The sequence below is a fragment of the Kitasatospora sp. NPDC088160 genome (assembly GCF_044741445.1).
In the GTDB taxonomy this organism is placed as follows: Bacteria; Actinomycetota; Actinomycetes; order Streptomycetales; family Streptomycetaceae; genus Kitasatospora.
The window spans coordinates 192,379-206,587 of the sequence record NZ_JBIUSS010000002.1 but is presented as its reverse complement, the minus strand read 5'-3'; the positions used below and the strand labels follow the sequence as shown (position 1 = coordinate 206,587).

The following is a 14,209-nucleotide window of genomic DNA, read 5'->3' as shown; positions in this document are numbered from 1 at the left end:
CCGCGCTGGGCTAGCTTCTGCGAACGCCAACAATTCGTTGGACCGTTCGATAACGTCGGTTGCCCCCGACGCTTCGTCGGATGTTCCGCAACCGCTCTCGGAGGCGCCCGCATGCGCATTCTCCTGTCCAGATCCGGAACGCTTCGACTCCTCACCAGCGTTATCGCCTCGGCCGCGCTGCTCATGACCAGCGCACAGGCCGTCCAGGCCACACCAGTCAAGGACACCTACACCATCCAGATGGCGGACACCGCCCACCCGATGCCGATCGGTACCCACGTGGGCACGCGGGAGGAGGCCGCCAGCGCGGTGGCAGCCGCGGCGCAGCCGAGCACGGCTGCCGCCTCGCCGACGGCCACGCCCTCTGCGGCCTTGGCGGCCGCGATCGACGCACCGACTCTGGCCGACTGTCGCTCCCTGTTCCCGACCGGCCCGGCCAACGCCACCACGACCCGATTCGGCTGGTGCTTCGTCGCGACGTGCGGGTTCTACACGATCGTCGACGGTGCGGTGGCCGGGTTGACGAAGTACCGGTGCACGGTAGCCGGGCAGGCGAAGCGGTCGGGCAGCCGTACGGTGACCGCACAGGTCGGGTTCGACAACTTCTCGTTCGAGGGCGTCACGGCGCCGTCGGCCCTTGTCGTCGGATGGACCAGCACCGGGAACGGCAATCCGGCGTGCCTGATCCAGGAGAACGGGATCAGCCCGACCTCCAGCCAGCAGTGGCAGGACGGCCAGACGATGAGTGTCACGGCCTACGACAACGCGGACGTGCTGACGGACGTAGAGAAGACGTCGCGCTGCAATCTCCAGGTGCAGGCACACTCGGACATCCCGGCGTGGGGGGCGATCACCAACGTGAATGTCCGACTGGATCAGGCGCCGTACCTGAACAGGAACGCGGGCTCCGTGTTCACGGACCACGTCAACGTGATGGACCGGTACGCGATCTCTGGCAGCGCCGGCACCGTGGCCCGGCACATCCTGTGGGCCCAGGAGAACTGGGTATGGACACGGCCGCAGAAAACCGACGGCGACAAGGTGATCCCGGGCAGCATCCACTCAGCGATCCCGCTGACCCGCCTCGCCCCAGGCGCCGGGACAGCGCAGCAGGACCGGTACAACCAGAACCGGTCGGTCGTGGCAGCGATGTGCACGCAGTACTTCGGGCAGCTCGCGGACGACCTCCAGTGTGACGAGTACCCATTCGCGTCGACGTGGGAAGGCGCGGCCAAGGATGACACCAACTACTCGATCATGCCGGTGAACAAGACGGACAACCTCAGCGCCGGCGGGACACTGTCGGCCTGGTACGCGAATGAGCGAATCCTCGACAAGGACCCGTTCTTCGTGGACATCGCCGACTAGCCCGGTCACGCCGGCCAGAGCCGGACGTCGTAGAGGTCGATCTCTGCGCCGTCCGGCTCTGTCGTCTGGGCGGTCCACAGGCCGCACATCCAGGTGCCGGGGTCGGGCGCGGGGAACTCGATGATCGGGCCGTGGGTGGGGGTCTCCACGAAGAGGTTGCGCCCGGGGGTGGTGCGGATCGGCTCGGTGCCTCGATGTGTCCATGCCGGGCCGGGGCCGTCCTGCGGCCCCGCGCAGCGGGCGAAGGAGAACAGGCACCGCGGCTTCCAGTAGCTCAGGCCGGGGGCGGCGAGGAGGTTGTCGGCGCCAGGGGTGAGCCGGTTGTTCCGGGGGATCGTCACTGGCCGGTCGTAACCATCGTCACGCGGGGCCCAGATGGTGAAGTGCTGGTAGTCAACCGGACCAGGACAACAGACGATGAGGTCGACGTCCTGGGGGAGCTCGAAGTGCCGCAGGTCCGTCGGGTCGCCGTTCCAGATCGTCATTCGGCGATCGTAGGGACTGTGGACGGGATGCCCGGGGCGATGACCGAAGTTGACCACGGGCGCCCGAACTACGACACGCTCCGAACACGACCGCCCAGGCGTTCCCCAGCCGGGAGCCCGACCGAGCGAGGTGCGAGCAGAATCCGCTGCTGATCCGCGACGCTGCGCGCTTCGCCGTAGTCAAGGCCGTAGAAGTACTCACCCCTGCTCTCGCCCGGGTGCCGACGACGAAGTTCTCTGAGCACCCCTTGCTCCCAGGGGAGCGCGTCGGCAACTGGCTCGGACGTCCAGGCGTCGAGCAGGACTTCCCCGTCGCGCTCCGCCTTGATGCGGTGCCGACACAGCCGAGCCGCGAAGTCATTAGTTCGCCCGACCTTCACAAAGGAACTCGTCGCGCCGACGAACGACAACACGTAGAGCTGCTCCCTGCCCGGAATCCGGGGCCGTTCAGCAGCGGAGCCCAGCCGCCACAAGGCCAGCCACTCCACCATGCGCACCAGATCGACTACTTCTTCGGACTCGCGGTCCGTTCCATCGGCGCGGAGCTTCTCCAACAGCACCCTACGGGCCTGCCCCTCAAAGGGGTGACCCGACAACACCTCGGGATCGATCTCGTACTCCACGAGCCGGGCGGCGTACTGCGACTCGGACAACGGTGCCATCCCAGAAGCATTCCACAACTAGCCACGCTCATATTACCGTTCACCAATTTCCACTCGGGCTGCTCGCCGTCGGCGAGCAGCCCGAGCCGCTTCCGCGCAACACCGAACCGCCGATCTGACTAGCTGTCAGGACTAACCCGAAAGGACACCATGAACAGCGACACCACCATCCGGCGCCTCGCACTCCTCGGCGCACTTCTCGCCGTCTACGGCGAGCTTCATCCACTCGCCGACCAGTGGGCGCAGGCCGGCCGAGATGCCTACGGCAAACGCCTCCACGGCAGCCACCCCGTGCACCGGGACGGCACACCGTGCACCCCGGACAACCCAGCCCTCCCCGGGGAACGCACTCTGCACGCCTCCGCCCATGGGCGGCGCTGCGCTGCCCGGCACGTCCTGGCCTACAGCGCCGTACAGGCCGCCGGAACGATCGCCGTCACCCGGGCATGCGGTTACCGACTGACGGCCGGCCCCTTGCTGGTCGGAACCGCGGTCAACGGCCTCACCCACGCCTTGATCGATCGCGGGCCGGTCCTGGCCGCTCTCGCCCGGCGCTTCGGCAAGAGCAGCTACATCGAAGGGTGCGCGGCCGTCCGGCTGGACGAGAACGGCGTGGTCACGACCTCACTGTACGGACCCGGGACGGCCTGGCACGAACTCGACCAGGCGCTCCACCGAGCGATCGCCGTGGCGGCAGCGGCCACCACGGCCTGGCTGGCGGTGCGGCGGGGCAATCGCTCAGGGCAGTGATCCGGCGGGAAGGCCGGGGCGCCGGCACCGGGGGCGCGCACGAAGGGTGAGGATTCGGTCCGAGCTTGGAGGCTGCTGGACCCCCACGGACGTGGGTGGGAAGGGGCCCGGAGGGGGCACTTCGGGGGCTCTATCCCCGCTCCATCCCCGCTCGTGGACAAAGGGGACAAAATGAAGGCTTAGCAAGGCACCCGCGCAGACCGCGAGGAAGCGTCAAATGCAGAAAGAGCCAGGTCAGTTGATGTCTGGCCTGGCTCTTTCTTCGGTGGGCCACCAGGGGCTCGAACCCTGAACCTACGGATTAAAAGTCCGCAGCTCTTGAGTTAGCGTCGGCGCGACGTAGGGGGCCGATAGCCCTGGGCTCCTTACGTTCGTCACAGACCGTAGCTGCCGTCCCACGTCTGCCGTCACTTTCAGAGTACTCCGGGCCATCGCGTGGCGCTCCGGCCGCGACCCACCAGGCAAGAACGCCATTTGCGGCGTGCATCGGCGGCCGGTGCCGAGAAGCACCCCCTCAGCCTGGGGTGACCTGCACAGACTCCCGGCGGTAGCTGTCCCTCCTCGGCGGTCGCAGACGTCAGGTCGCCTTCCGCCCGGCGTGCCCGCCGGGTCTCGACGCGCTTCGAAGAACGACACGTGCGTACGGTCTGCCCCGTTCAGCACGCCAAACCCTGTTCCGCCCGTCCAGGTAGACAGGTGACTGTGGGCGTGCCCGGCCGAGCCCGAGCGGCTCTACCACCCCGCCAGAGGGAGACCATGCACGTCCGACCCCACGTTCCCGCCGCAAGCCGGCTTTCGGTTCCGACCCCGGCCGTCGCCGCAGCCCCCGCGTACAAGGCCGATCCGGCAGCGGAGTTCGACCTCCTGCACAGCGGCTGGTACTCGACCGAGGAACTCGCCGCGCTGCTGAAGGTCGACCCCTCGACTTTGCGGCGCTGGCGCTCCGCCGCTCCCCCGCAGGGCCCGCCCTTCGTCCAGATCGCGCCTCGGCTCTACCTCTACAGCATCCCCGACACCCAGCTGTGGCTCGCCCAGAAGCGCACCGACCCATCCGAGGCGCCCTGAATGCCCGACCACACCCCGCTCATCCCCATGGGTGTCGACCTCACCACCGACATCGAGCACCGACCCGACCGCACCCCGCAGTTCCGCTACCGCGCCCGCGTGCGCTGGACGGACCCCAACGGCGGCGGCCGCAAGTCGGCTTCCTCCTCCGTCCCCACAGAGACCGAAGCCGAGGCCTGGATCGCCCGCATGCAACGGGCAGCAGCACGCGGCATCACCCCCAAGACCCTCACCATGACCCTCGCCGAATACGGCGACGAGAACTGGGACCTGGCGATGCGCGGCCTGGAGACCACCACCCTCGACCCCTACACCGCCGGCTGGAAGCTGCGCGTCACCCCAGTCCTCGGCCACATACCCGTCACCAGCATCACCAACGGCATCACCGACCGGGCCCTCCACTCCTGGATCGCCGACGGACTCAGCATCTCCTCCGTCAAGAACAGCCTCGCCCCGCTCGTGCGCATCATGGAGCAAGCCGTCCGCGACGGCCTCATCGACTTCAACCCCTCCCGCATGAGCGGCTGGCAACGCCTCTACAAGAAAGCCGAAGACGAACTCGACGACCCCCGCTCCCTCGCCCTCGCCGACTGGGACGCCCTCGACGAACTCGCCAACGCCCTGGTCGAACGCTCCCACAACCACTACCGCGGCTGGGGCGACATCGTCCGCTTCGCCGCCTGCACCGCCGCCCGCATCGGCGAAGTCTCCGGCGTCCGCGTCAAGGACATCAACCGCTTCGACTGGACCTGGGACCTGTGCCGCCAGACCACCACCGGCCCCGGCGGCCTCATCGACAAAGGCACCAAGGGCAAGCGGCGCCGCACCGTCCCCATCATCGAAGAGATCCGCGACCTCGTGAACTGGCGCATGAACGTCGTCGGCAACGACCCCATGGCCCGCCTCTTCACCGGACCACGCGGCGGCCGCATCACCACCGCCATCCTGCGCGACGCCACCCACTGGGACGAAGTCGTCGTCAGCCTCGGCTACGAGTACTTGCGCCGACACGACCTCCGGCACACCGGCCTCACCTGGCTCGCCGACGCCGGCGTCCCCATCCACGTCCTCCAAAAGATCGCCGGGCACGGCCACATCACCACCACCCAGCGATACCTCCACCCGGACAAGAGCTCCATAGAGAAGGCCGGCCAGACCCTCAGCAGGCACCTGTCGGCCGACCGGCACACCTCGCCGACGGCGGCACCAGCCGAGGCGACAGTGCGCCATCTGCGCCTCGTCCAGTAGCAGCCCCAACGGGCATCCGCCGGAGAACCCCACTGGCACGTTGCCCGCAATGGCGGGCCCGTCATCGTCAACCACCGTGCTGTAGAAGTGGCCTGTGACAGACGATGAAGAAGATGCGCCGCCCTGGGTCCGGTTGCTGCTCCGCGAGCAGACCGCGCGCAACATCCACGGCAGCCTCCAGGCATCTGGAATCGCCGCGCCGCTGGAAGACGTACGCGACCTGTGCAACCGCCCGGTCGAGATGTACGACGGAGGCCCTTCTCCGCTCCCGCGTGAGTGAGCACTTCATCTCCCCAGCCGCGGCGGCACGTTGTGCCCCCGTACCGGTTTCTCATCCCCTACTCGGCGCGGCCCAGCGGATTCCTGGCGGCCCCAACCGGGTAGTGCTGCTGGCATATCGCGCAGGCGGCGCGGCCCCGTGTGGGGCCGCGCTGTCGTGGACCAGGGGGTGGACCGGGTGGCACGCCGAAAGACGGTGGCGGAGATCCTCGCCGAGGCGTACCGCTTGAAGCAGCAGGCGCGAGCCGCGCAGGCGCAGGGCGAGGCCCAACAGAAGATCGGCCAAGCTGCCGCCCCGCCGGCTCAACCCCGCCCCAGGAAACGGAAGGTAGACCCCGCCGTCGAGCACGCCCGGCTCCTGGCCGCCGGCGAGAAACACCTCCAACGAGAGGAGGCCGCCCGCGCCAAGGAAGCCGCCCGAGTGGAAGCCGAGCTGGCCAAGCGCCAGACGGCTCGGCGCCGGGAGGAGGAGGCGAAGAAGCGCGCGGACGCCCAGGCCGAGAAAGAAGCCCAACGGCAAGCCCGGCAAGCCGAGACGGCCCAGCTCAAGGCCCAAGCCGAAGAGGGCACCGCCGAATGCAACCGGCGCCGCGAGGAACTGGAAGCAGTCCTACGGCTGCGCCCCGAGGGCCTGGAGGCGTGGCACCCGCACATCGAAGAAGCGTTCGCCCACGATGGCCCTCAGGGCGTCGCGGAGCTGATCAAGGACCTGCTGCAACGCTCCCCCGTCCCCCCAGACTGCCGGACCGCGGCCCAGGCGGTCTACATCCCCGAGGCCCAGCAGCTCCTGGTCGACGTCGAGCTGCCCAACCACGAGATCGTCCCCGCAGTGGCCTCCTACCGCTACGTCGCGCAACGGGCCGAGGTCGTCCCCCAACCCGCCAAGTCGGCCGAGCTCAACGAGGCCTACGCCCGGCTGGTGGCCCGCCTGGCCCTGCGCGCGCTGGACGAGGCATTCTCCGCAACACCGGCCGCGTTCGTGGAGACCGTCATCCTCAACGGCCGTGTCAACGCCACCGATACGGCGACCGGCCAGGCGATCCGGGCCTGCGTCGTCAGTGTTGTCGCCGAGCGCAAGGACTTCGCCGAACTGGTCCTGGACGAGCCCCGGGGCGACCCGCAGCAGTGCCTCCACCGGCTCGGCGCCACCGTCTCCAAGCACCCCCACGACCTGGAACCGGTCACGCCCATCGTCGAGGCAGACCTGTCCCGCTACCGCATCACCACCGACACCGCCGTGGTCGCCACCCTGGACAGCCGCCCCGACCTGCTCCAGATGAACCCCTACGACTTCGAACGCCTGGTACGTGAACTCTTCGAAGCCATGGGCTACGAGACCTGGCGCACCCAGGGCTCCCGCGACGACGGCGTGGACGCTGTCGCGACGTTGACCGACCCGACCGGATCCACCATCTTCGCCATCCAGGCCAAACGCTCCAAGAACATCGTCCCGGTGAACACCGTCCGCGCCATGTCCGGGGTCATCCAGGACAAGGACGCCGGCTACGGCATCGTCGTCACCACCTCGTGGTTCGGCAAAGACAGCTACGACTTCGCCCACCGCAACGGCCGCCTCCGCCTCATCGACGGCCGCAACCTCAAGGCCCTGCTCGCCGAGCACCTGAACATCGACGCCCTGATCGGACTGCCCAAAGTCCCCCCGGGCTGGCAGGCCGCCGACCTCGTGTGAAGTCGAACGCGGACCTCTCCTAGGCCAGGCCGATGCAACAGCCATCCGTCGCCTTCGGCTGGGCAGCCAGCCAGGTAGCGTCGCTGTGCCGAAGCCCGCGCCTACGGCGAGGACACGCTCGGTGCAGCGTTGGCAACGATTCGAGCGCGCCAGTAGCTGGCAGCGTCCTGACCCGCCTGCATCCCGCTGAACTCATCAGTCCGCTTCGCGAGCGCGGCGGCAGGCTCCGTGCCCTCGACGTAGGACTCGAGGCCGAGGCCGAGTGCGCTACCACTCAGGAACTCGGCGTACTCGCGCACGGACTCAACAATCGGGAAGCTCACGGGATTGCCGTGCACCAAAGCGTTCCGGAGACGGCGACGCCTGGCCTCCAACACGGAGCCTTCGGCGGTGTAGTACTCAATCAGGGCAACGTACTCTGCGTGGTCGCTCACGCTCTCAAACATCCGCCTGATCCAGGCACGCTCGGACTCGATGCGGCAGAGCGAGAATAGATCACTAGAACGGTCGGCGACGAACAGCAGCCATGGACTCGATGAATTGCTCGCGAACAACTCGCAGGTCAGCTCGTGGCACAGTTCATCCTGCTCTCCACCGCCAAGCAGACACATACGAACGGCTCGCTGCACGTCGGAAAGCCACCGAGCGTGCGGCCAGCGCTCGCCGAGGAGATCGAACAACTCGTTGGGGGCGAGTGCCGCGTGCGCTGCCACGTGTTGCACCACACGGTCCGAGAGAGGGGTCACGCTGCTGATGTCTGCCTCGGAAGGCTCGCGCATCATCATGTCGCGGCTGAACGGATGGTCGGCTGCGGTCTGCACTTCGAGTGCGGCCGCGAGAAATCGGGGAAGCTCTTCACGAGCCATAGCCAAGGCGATGCGCGGGCCGTGTTTCTCGACCGCTCTCCTGGTGATGTCCGCACCGTAGTGATCGTCAGGGATGCTCATCTCGCGCGACGATGCCTGGAAGCCAAATGAGCTGACCCGACCGGAGCGCAGGAGCCCGTGCTGGACGAGGTGTGGGCGGATCCCGCCAGAGTTGTGGATCGAGACGTTGAGGATGGTGTTCACGGTGCGAACAGCACGGTCCAACGCGCCGGCCGCCGTGGTCCTGCCAAGGTCAACGCGAACCAGGAAGTCCACATCAGACTTCTCGTCGACCAGCTTTGCGACCTTAAAGCGGCCCCCACCCCGTACTAGTTCCCACAGCTCTGCCTTGTGCTCGAAGTCTTGCCCCTCGGGCTCGGCGTTGGGCACCGCCCAATGGGCATCCATGAAGGACACGCCCCCAGCGGAGAGACGCGGGAAAGCCCGGCCCTGGTAGCCGAGCCACACCACGATCGACTGGGCTTCCGCAGGAGTGCCAACATAGGTACGGGCGTTCGCGATCCGCTTCTCCAGCGGCACGTTCGTCGAACCGACGGGGAAGTCGTGGGGCTCACGGCCAAACGCGACCATCGAGACAAGGTCTCGGAAAGCCATCTTTGCATTGACGCCGCGCCTGCCCAACTGGTCAAAGAGCAGTTCAGCGATCGGACGGTACTCCCGGCCTACCAGGGTGCGGTCTTGCGCCGTAGCCACGAGGTCATCCCAGCTGGCGCGAACTGCTTCGTCCGCGTCAAGCGCTCCGAGGAGATCCTTCGAAGCCTTGGCAACGTCGGTCCATACGGTGTCGGTGCGGGTCCCCGGTGGCTGCGTCAAAACCGCCGCGGGGCTACGGTCAAGCTGCAAGAAGGCCGCTTGGAATTGTGCGAGCGATGCGACGATGTGTGCCCGGAGGGAAGCGCCGAGCGCATCAACGGACTCGTCGAGGTCCCGGCGCAGCGACGTTCGATTGGCGGCTTTCTTCCAAGCATCGACACCGCTGGCAAGCTCAAGCCACTCCAAGATCTCCTCTACGATCACGGTGAGCGGCAGAACGGTACTGACGCCGTGGCCACGGTCGAGCGACGAGACAAGAGACTTCAGCCAGTCCGGATCGTCAGCGGACCAATGATCGCTGACGTTGTAATCGATCATCATCTTCAGTCCACCCCTCGCGCTACCCCGTTCCCCGACGGAGCTCTACCCAATTCATCTTCCTCAGCGTGACACCAGCCAGCACCCGTGCGACATCGTGGTCCCTCGCTGGTCCCTGGCAAGTTCCCCTGAGGCCCGACGCAGAGAGCGCGGGCACCAACAACCTGCCAACGCAAAAGGCCGCTGGCCTGGGATTTCTCCCGGCCAACGGCCTTCCGACATCACTGTCGGGACGACAGGATTTGAACCTGCGACCCCTTGACCCCCAGTCAAGTGCGCCCTTCCTCTGCCTGCTTCGAGCGAAGCCAGCGCGCCAGCTTCAAGCTCTCAAATCAGCTTACCACTCGCCGAATTGCACCGCACCCGCCTCCATGCACGAGTGGACCAGCTGACAGTGGCTCAATGGTTACTATGTGCAGGAATGTCCAAATCCGAACACCGCCGTCCACTAGCGCTCAAGGCATGTGGTCCCAAAGTGGTCCCAGAGCTCTGGTCACACGCAGCAACCAGCCCTTCGAGGCCCCGCTTCAATCTCCCCAGCGGGAAGCACCTCCTTACGGAAAGACCATCCCCCCACAAGGCGTCAGTGACACAGCGTGACGATATCCGGGGACCCATCAGATTGCACCACTGGCCGGAACGCCAGATCCAGTCTATTCCCGCCTGGGCAAAATGTGACAAACGCAATGATGTCTAGATTGCCCGACTTCTGGCATGTATGGTGTCCCGTCCATCGCCGGGCGGGCCGGCGGGTGGTGTGCTGGGGGGTTCGTGGCGGGACTGCAGGTGTTTCGAGTCGCTGGCGAGGATGTTCGCCGTGTCGAGGGTGCGGCCGTGGAGTTCGAGCGTGATCTCCAGCGGCTCGTGGAGGCGAACATGGAGGAGATGCTGGGTGGTGTCCGTTTCCTGGCGACCGAGTACTCCACCGGTCCCGTGCACCGGGGCCGGATCGACAGCCTCGGTCTGGACGAAGACGGAAGCCCAGTCCTGATCGAGTACAAGCGCACGAGCAGTGAGTCGGTCCTCGCCCAGGGGTTGTTCTACCTCTCGTGGCTGGTGGAGAACCGATCAGAGTTCGAGGCGCTCGTCGAGCGGCGGCTGGGAGCGGAAGCCGCCGAGCGGGTTGACTGGAGCCGCCCGCGGGTGGTCTGCATCGCGGCGGAGTACACCCGCTACGACCTGGTGGCGGCGGGCATGTCCCATCATCGGATCGACATGGTGGTCTACCGGCGCTACGGGGACGACCTGGTGACGCTGGAGCTGGCGGTGTCGATCGCCGGCGGCTGCGGCTCCCTGGCGGTTGGCCGGTCAGAGCGGACACGGATGGCTTCGCCCGTGCGCCGGACGGTCAGCGACGTGCTGTCGCAGGTGGGCGGTGAGGTACGGGAGCTGTACGACGAGTTGGACGCCCGTCTGCTCGACCTGGGCGAGGGGCACTCGGTGGAGCTGCAGCACTACGTCGCCTACCGCCGCCGGCGGAACAGCGCCTGCGTCCGGGTGCTGGCGCAGGCCCAGGTTCTGGTCGTCTTCCTGCGCGTCGACCCGACGACGGTCCAGCTGGTCCCGGGCTGGACCAGGGACGTCCGGAGAATCGGGCACCTCGGCACGGGCGAACTGGAGGTCCGGATCGGCTCGATGGAGGATCTCGACCGGTCAATGGCACTGCTTCGGACGAGCTACGCCGCTGCGGCGTAGTCCGTCAATGGCGATGGGCCGTACCCCTTTGCGGGGTACGGCCCATCGCCATTGTTCGGCCCGCTCCCCGGAGGGCTGGGTCCGCGGGGCTGGCCCTGGTGTTCAGTGGTGTGCCGGGCGTACCAGGGCGGCGGTCAGCGCCAGCGCGGGCGGGATGATGAGGGTGGTGCGGTGACGGGCGGCTCGCTCGCCTGCCCAGCGGGGGGCGGATTGAGGGCCTGCTGGATGTGGGCCCGGCGGGCAGCCCAGCGACTCAGGTCGCGCTGGTAGGTCCGGACTTCCTCGCCTCTGGCAACGCGCGGGTCCGGTGCGGTGGGCTGGCGGTCCTGGGGGTTCGGCTGTTCGATAGTGGTCCTCCGCATCAAGAGGTAGGGACTCCAGGCGCAGGCCCGAGTCGAGCGGGGTCAGTGTTCTTGGTCGTGCTGCGACTCTCGGGCCAGCGCGGTGATCAGGGCGCGTTCACGGACGAAGTCGGCGTGCACCTCGGGCTGGTTCGGGCCGAGGGCTTCGAGGGCGCTGTCGATCGCCGTGAGAGCTTCGGCTCGGCACCCGAGCATCCGCCAGGCAGTGGCGGTACGGAAAAGCATGATCGGGTCGCCGTCGTCGAAGGTGGGCCACGCGGCCAGCTCCAGGATCCGCTCGGCCTGGTCGGGTAGCCCGTCACCGAGCCAGAGGCCGTGGAGCAGGGCGTGGCAGACCTGGGGGTTGTCACCGGCTTCGGCGAGGCTGCGGTCCATGGCGTCGAGAGCATCGCGCGCGGAGCTTCCGAGGAGGGCGAAGGCGGCAAGGGCGCGGGTATATGGATCCCAGTGCGCTCGCTCGCTTCCCGATGCCTGGTTGAGCAGCTGCTGGATGCTGCGGCACCGGAAGTCGAAGCGCAGGCCGGCGAGGTGGATGTGCCGGAGCGCCTGGGCGTGGGTGCGGTCGGTGCCGGGCTGGGTGAGATGGTTGGTGCCAGTGAGGTGGGCAAGGGCGCTGTTGCGTCGGCTGCGGGCGTACCACGTGAGGTGGCTGGCCAGGGCGGCGCTGGTCTGCCAGTTAGCGTGGGCGCGGCTGAGCCAGCGGGCCGCTTCGCCGGTCCAGGGTCGGCCGGCGTCGATCTCGCGCTCGACGAGCGTGCGGACGGCGGCGAGGGCGGCTTCGCGGAGGTCGTCTCGGGCGACGGCGATGCTGAGGGCGCTGTACCCGCTGGGGCGGTCGAGGAGGCCGCGGATCATGATCTGTTGGGTCTGCGGGTAGGCGGCGGCCCGGGCGATCCGCTCGATGGTGTGCAGGTCGGCGCTGGTGTCGTGCAGGTCGGCTCCGTTTGGACGGGGGGTTCCGTTCGCCGGCTTCGTGTCGGCCGGTGCGGGCTGGTTCCGGGTGCGAGGGCGGCTGTTGGTGCTGGGGATGGTCGGCTCCGGGAAGCGGTGGATCTGGTGACCCAGCTGGTCAGCGGGTCCGCCGGGGACCGGCTGGGGGCGGTGCCGCAGGTGCGGTGGCTGACTGCGCGGCGGGCAGCGGGGTGGCCGGTGCGGATCGGGCGGCTGCGCGGCGGGCGGCCAGGTGGTGCTGGGGTGCGGTGCCGGTCCGTGTCGACTGGGCAAGGCGGTCGGCTTCTCGGGCTGCTGCGGTGATCAGGAAGGTCGGGGTGTCGGGGCTGAAGGTCGCGCTCCACGGGGCGGGCGGGTCGCCTCCGTCGAGCGTCCAGGCTTCAGCCAGCGGCACGATGTCCAGGGAGCTGGGCTCGCCCCGCAGGACTGACCACAGCTTCACGCCGGCGGGGCTGGTGCTCGACCTGTCCCGATGGGGGAGGTCGCTCTTGTGCCAGCCCGACAGGCGGAGTTGGGCGTGGGCGAGGGCGGGGTCTCGGCTTCCGGGGACCGGATCGGGCCGGTAGCGGCGGTGCGGGGTGAAGCTCGGCTCGGGCGAGGATTCGAAGTCTTCCCAGACCTCTTCGACGTCAAGCCGCTCGAGGGCCCCAGCGAGCGCGGCGGTGACGGCGGCGACGACCGGCGTCGGGGTGTGGGTGGTGAAGCGGGCGGTCCAGGAGATGCGGTCCTCTTTACCGCTGCTCCATGGGGGCCCGTCGCCGGTCGCGGTGATGGTCCAGGGGCTGGTCCAGCGCTGGTCGGGTCGGTGCTCGGGTGTGTGGGCGACGCTGACACGGCCGCAGGGGCTGTGCAGGGTCATGTTGCCGAGTTCGTCCTCGGTGTGGCGCCAGTCCCGCAGCGGCTCGACGGCGATGGTGGGGTCCTCGGTGTCGATGTCGGCGTGAGCCGGGGTGCTCTTGTCGTCCCCGGCGGAGGGGACGGTGAACACGACGTCGCGGTACGGCCGCGGGATTTGGTGGGCCCTCCGCGTTGCCGGCTTCGGCGCGGTGGCGGCCATGAGTGTTGCGGTGATCAGGTGTGCGGGGGTGTGCCGGGAGAAGTCCGCTTGCCAACCGCGGGCCTCCAGCGGGCCGACTGCTCGGCCGGCGACAATGGTCGTCGCGCCGGGCTCGGTGTCCGGGGTGGAGTACCAGGAGCCGTCGACGCGGTGCCACAGGTCGATGCACTCGACGGCCGGCTCGGGGCTCTCGGCGTGGACCTGGTCGCCGAGGAGGACGGTGTCCCAGCCGGCGCGTTCGACGGCGTCGAAGATGCTGCGCAGGTCGGTGGGGCCGGCGACGGCGGCGAGCCGGTCGCGCTGGAGCTGGGTGGTGAGGTGGACGAGGGTGTCGGTGATGATTTCTGCCGGTGTGCCGCTGGTGAACGTGGCCGTCCACGTTGGCGGTGCGGTCAGGAGCGGATGATGGCTGATCTGCCAAGCGGTGTCGCCGTCGTGCTCGGCCGCGACCAGGAGGATGTCGTACGACGGGCTGGCCAGGCCGGCGCCGGACTGGTGCCAGTCCACCGGACACCAGCCCCGCTTGGTCAGGTTCGTCCAGACGGTCTTCGACGCGCCAGGGCCTGCCAGGCGTCGGGG

Annotated in this window: 12 protein-coding genes and 1 tRNA gene; 7 read left to right on the top strand and 6 right to left on the bottom strand. The window is 68.2% G+C overall.

Annotation, left to right across the window (positions count from 1 at the left end):
• Nucleotides 1–111: 111 nt before the first annotated feature.
• The gene (locus ACIOGZ_RS03485; protein ID WP_363629118.1) at nucleotides 112–1,368 is read left to right on the top strand and encodes a NucA/NucB deoxyribonuclease domain-containing protein; all 1,257 of its coding nucleotides are present in this window, start codon (nucleotides 112–114) and stop codon (nucleotides 1,366–1,368) included.
• A gap of 5 nt (nucleotides 1,369–1,373) precedes the next feature.
• On the opposite strand, the gene ACIOGZ_RS03480 is transcribed toward ACIOGZ_RS03485, so the two are convergent.
• Both ACIOGZ_RS03480 and ACIOGZ_RS03475 read right to left on the bottom strand, forming a co-directional pair.
• Complete coding sequence (locus ACIOGZ_RS03480) at nucleotides 1,374–1,853, bottom strand: hypothetical protein (protein WP_363629120.1); 480 nt, start codon at nucleotides 1,851–1,853, stop codon at nucleotides 1,374–1,376.
• 68 nt (nucleotides 1,854–1,921) lie between these two features.
• Complete coding sequence (locus ACIOGZ_RS03475; protein ID WP_363629122.1) at nucleotides 1,922–2,515, bottom strand: hypothetical protein; 594 nt, start codon at nucleotides 2,513–2,515, stop codon at nucleotides 1,922–1,924.
• 150 nt (nucleotides 2,516–2,665) lie between these two features.
• On the opposite strand from ACIOGZ_RS03475, the gene ACIOGZ_RS03470 reads away from it, so the two are divergent.
• Nucleotides 2,666–3,265 (top strand): hypothetical protein, encoded by a 600-nt coding sequence (locus ACIOGZ_RS03470; protein ID WP_363629123.1) that lies wholly within the window; start codon nucleotides 2,666–2,668, stop codon nucleotides 3,263–3,265.
• A 266-nt stretch (nucleotides 3,266–3,531) separates the two neighbouring features.
• On the opposite strand, the gene ACIOGZ_RS03465 is transcribed toward ACIOGZ_RS03470, so the two are convergent.
• Nucleotides 3,532–3,622: transfer RNA gene (locus ACIOGZ_RS03465), tRNA-Lys, on the bottom strand.
• A gap of 399 nt (nucleotides 3,623–4,021) precedes the next feature.
• Between ACIOGZ_RS03465 and ACIOGZ_RS03460 the strand changes: the two genes are divergently transcribed.
• From ACIOGZ_RS03460 to ACIOGZ_RS03445, 4 genes are all read left to right on the top strand, one after another.
• The gene (locus ACIOGZ_RS03460) at nucleotides 4,022–4,330 is read left to right on the top strand and encodes a helix-turn-helix domain-containing protein (protein ID WP_363629125.1); all 309 of its coding nucleotides are present in this window, start codon (nucleotides 4,022–4,024) and stop codon (nucleotides 4,328–4,330) included.
• On the top strand, nucleotides 4,331–5,578 hold the full coding sequence (locus ACIOGZ_RS03455) for a site-specific integrase (protein WP_363629127.1): 1,248 nt from the start codon (nucleotides 4,331–4,333) through the stop codon (nucleotides 5,576–5,578).
• A 94-nt stretch (nucleotides 5,579–5,672) separates the two neighbouring features.
• Nucleotides 5,673–5,858, top strand: coding sequence for a hypothetical protein (locus tag ACIOGZ_RS03450; RefSeq protein ID WP_363629129.1), 186 nt, complete (start codon nucleotides 5,673–5,675; stop codon nucleotides 5,856–5,858).
• A 177-nt stretch (nucleotides 5,859–6,035) separates the two neighbouring features.
• Nucleotides 6,036–7,547: a restriction endonuclease gene (locus tag ACIOGZ_RS03445; protein ID WP_400984653.1), complete on the top strand. Its 1,512-nt coding sequence runs from the start codon at nucleotides 6,036–6,038 to the stop codon at nucleotides 7,545–7,547.
• A 101-nt stretch (nucleotides 7,548–7,648) separates the two neighbouring features.
• On the opposite strand, the gene ACIOGZ_RS03440 is transcribed toward ACIOGZ_RS03445, so the two are convergent.
• Nucleotides 7,649–9,568, bottom strand: a complete 1,920-nt coding sequence (locus ACIOGZ_RS03440; RefSeq protein WP_363629133.1) for a hypothetical protein — start codon at nucleotides 9,566–9,568, stop codon at nucleotides 7,649–7,651.
• Nucleotides 9,569–10,399: 831 nt separating this feature from the next.
• On the opposite strand from ACIOGZ_RS03440, the gene ACIOGZ_RS03435 reads away from it, so the two are divergent.
• Nucleotides 10,400–11,260: a transporter gene (locus tag ACIOGZ_RS03435; protein WP_400984650.1), complete on the top strand. Its 861-nt coding sequence runs from the start codon at nucleotides 10,400–10,402 to the stop codon at nucleotides 11,258–11,260.
• 404 nt (nucleotides 11,261–11,664) lie between these two features.
• Here ACIOGZ_RS03435 and ACIOGZ_RS03430 read toward each other — a convergent pair whose 3' ends face one another.
• Together ACIOGZ_RS03430 and ACIOGZ_RS03425 are read right to left on the bottom strand one after the other, a co-directional pair.
• Nucleotides 11,665–12,477 (bottom strand): hypothetical protein, encoded by an 813-nt coding sequence (locus tag ACIOGZ_RS03430; RefSeq protein WP_400473561.1) that lies wholly within the window; start codon nucleotides 12,475–12,477, stop codon nucleotides 11,665–11,667.
• A gap of 214 nt (nucleotides 12,478–12,691) precedes the next feature.
• Nucleotides 12,692–14,137, bottom strand: coding sequence for a DUF317 domain-containing protein (locus tag ACIOGZ_RS03425; RefSeq protein WP_400473560.1), 1,446 nt, complete (start codon nucleotides 14,135–14,137; stop codon nucleotides 12,692–12,694).
• Nucleotides 14,138–14,209: the final 72 nt, after the last annotated feature.

Excerpts from the sequence above, each read along its gene's own strand:
- ACIOGZ_RS03485 (WP_363629118.1), top strand. The coding sequence starts at position 112 with ATGCGCATTCTCCTGTCCAGATCCGGAACGCTTCGACTCCTCACCAGC.
- ACIOGZ_RS03480 (WP_363629120.1), bottom strand. The coding sequence starts at position 1,853 with ATGACGATCTGGAACGGCGACCCGACGGACCTGCGGCACTTCGAGCTC.
- ACIOGZ_RS03475 (WP_363629122.1), bottom strand. The coding sequence starts at position 2,515 with ATGGCACCGTTGTCCGAGTCGCAGTACGCCGCCCGGCTCGTGGAGTAC.
- ACIOGZ_RS03470 (WP_363629123.1), top strand. The coding sequence starts at position 2,666 with ATGAACAGCGACACCACCATCCGGCGCCTCGCACTCCTCGGCGCACTT.
- ACIOGZ_RS03460 (WP_363629125.1), top strand. The coding sequence starts at position 4,022 with ATGCACGTCCGACCCCACGTTCCCGCCGCAAGCCGGCTTTCGGTTCCG.
- ACIOGZ_RS03455 (WP_363629127.1), top strand. The coding sequence starts at position 4,331 with ATGCCCGACCACACCCCGCTCATCCCCATGGGTGTCGACCTCACCACC.
- ACIOGZ_RS03440 (WP_363629133.1), bottom strand. The coding sequence starts at position 9,568 with ATGATGATCGATTACAACGTCAGCGATCATTGGTCCGCTGACGATCCG.
- ACIOGZ_RS03430 (WP_400473561.1), bottom strand. The coding sequence starts at position 12,477 with ATGATCCGCGGCCTCCTCGACCGCCCCAGCGGGTACAGCGCCCTCAGC.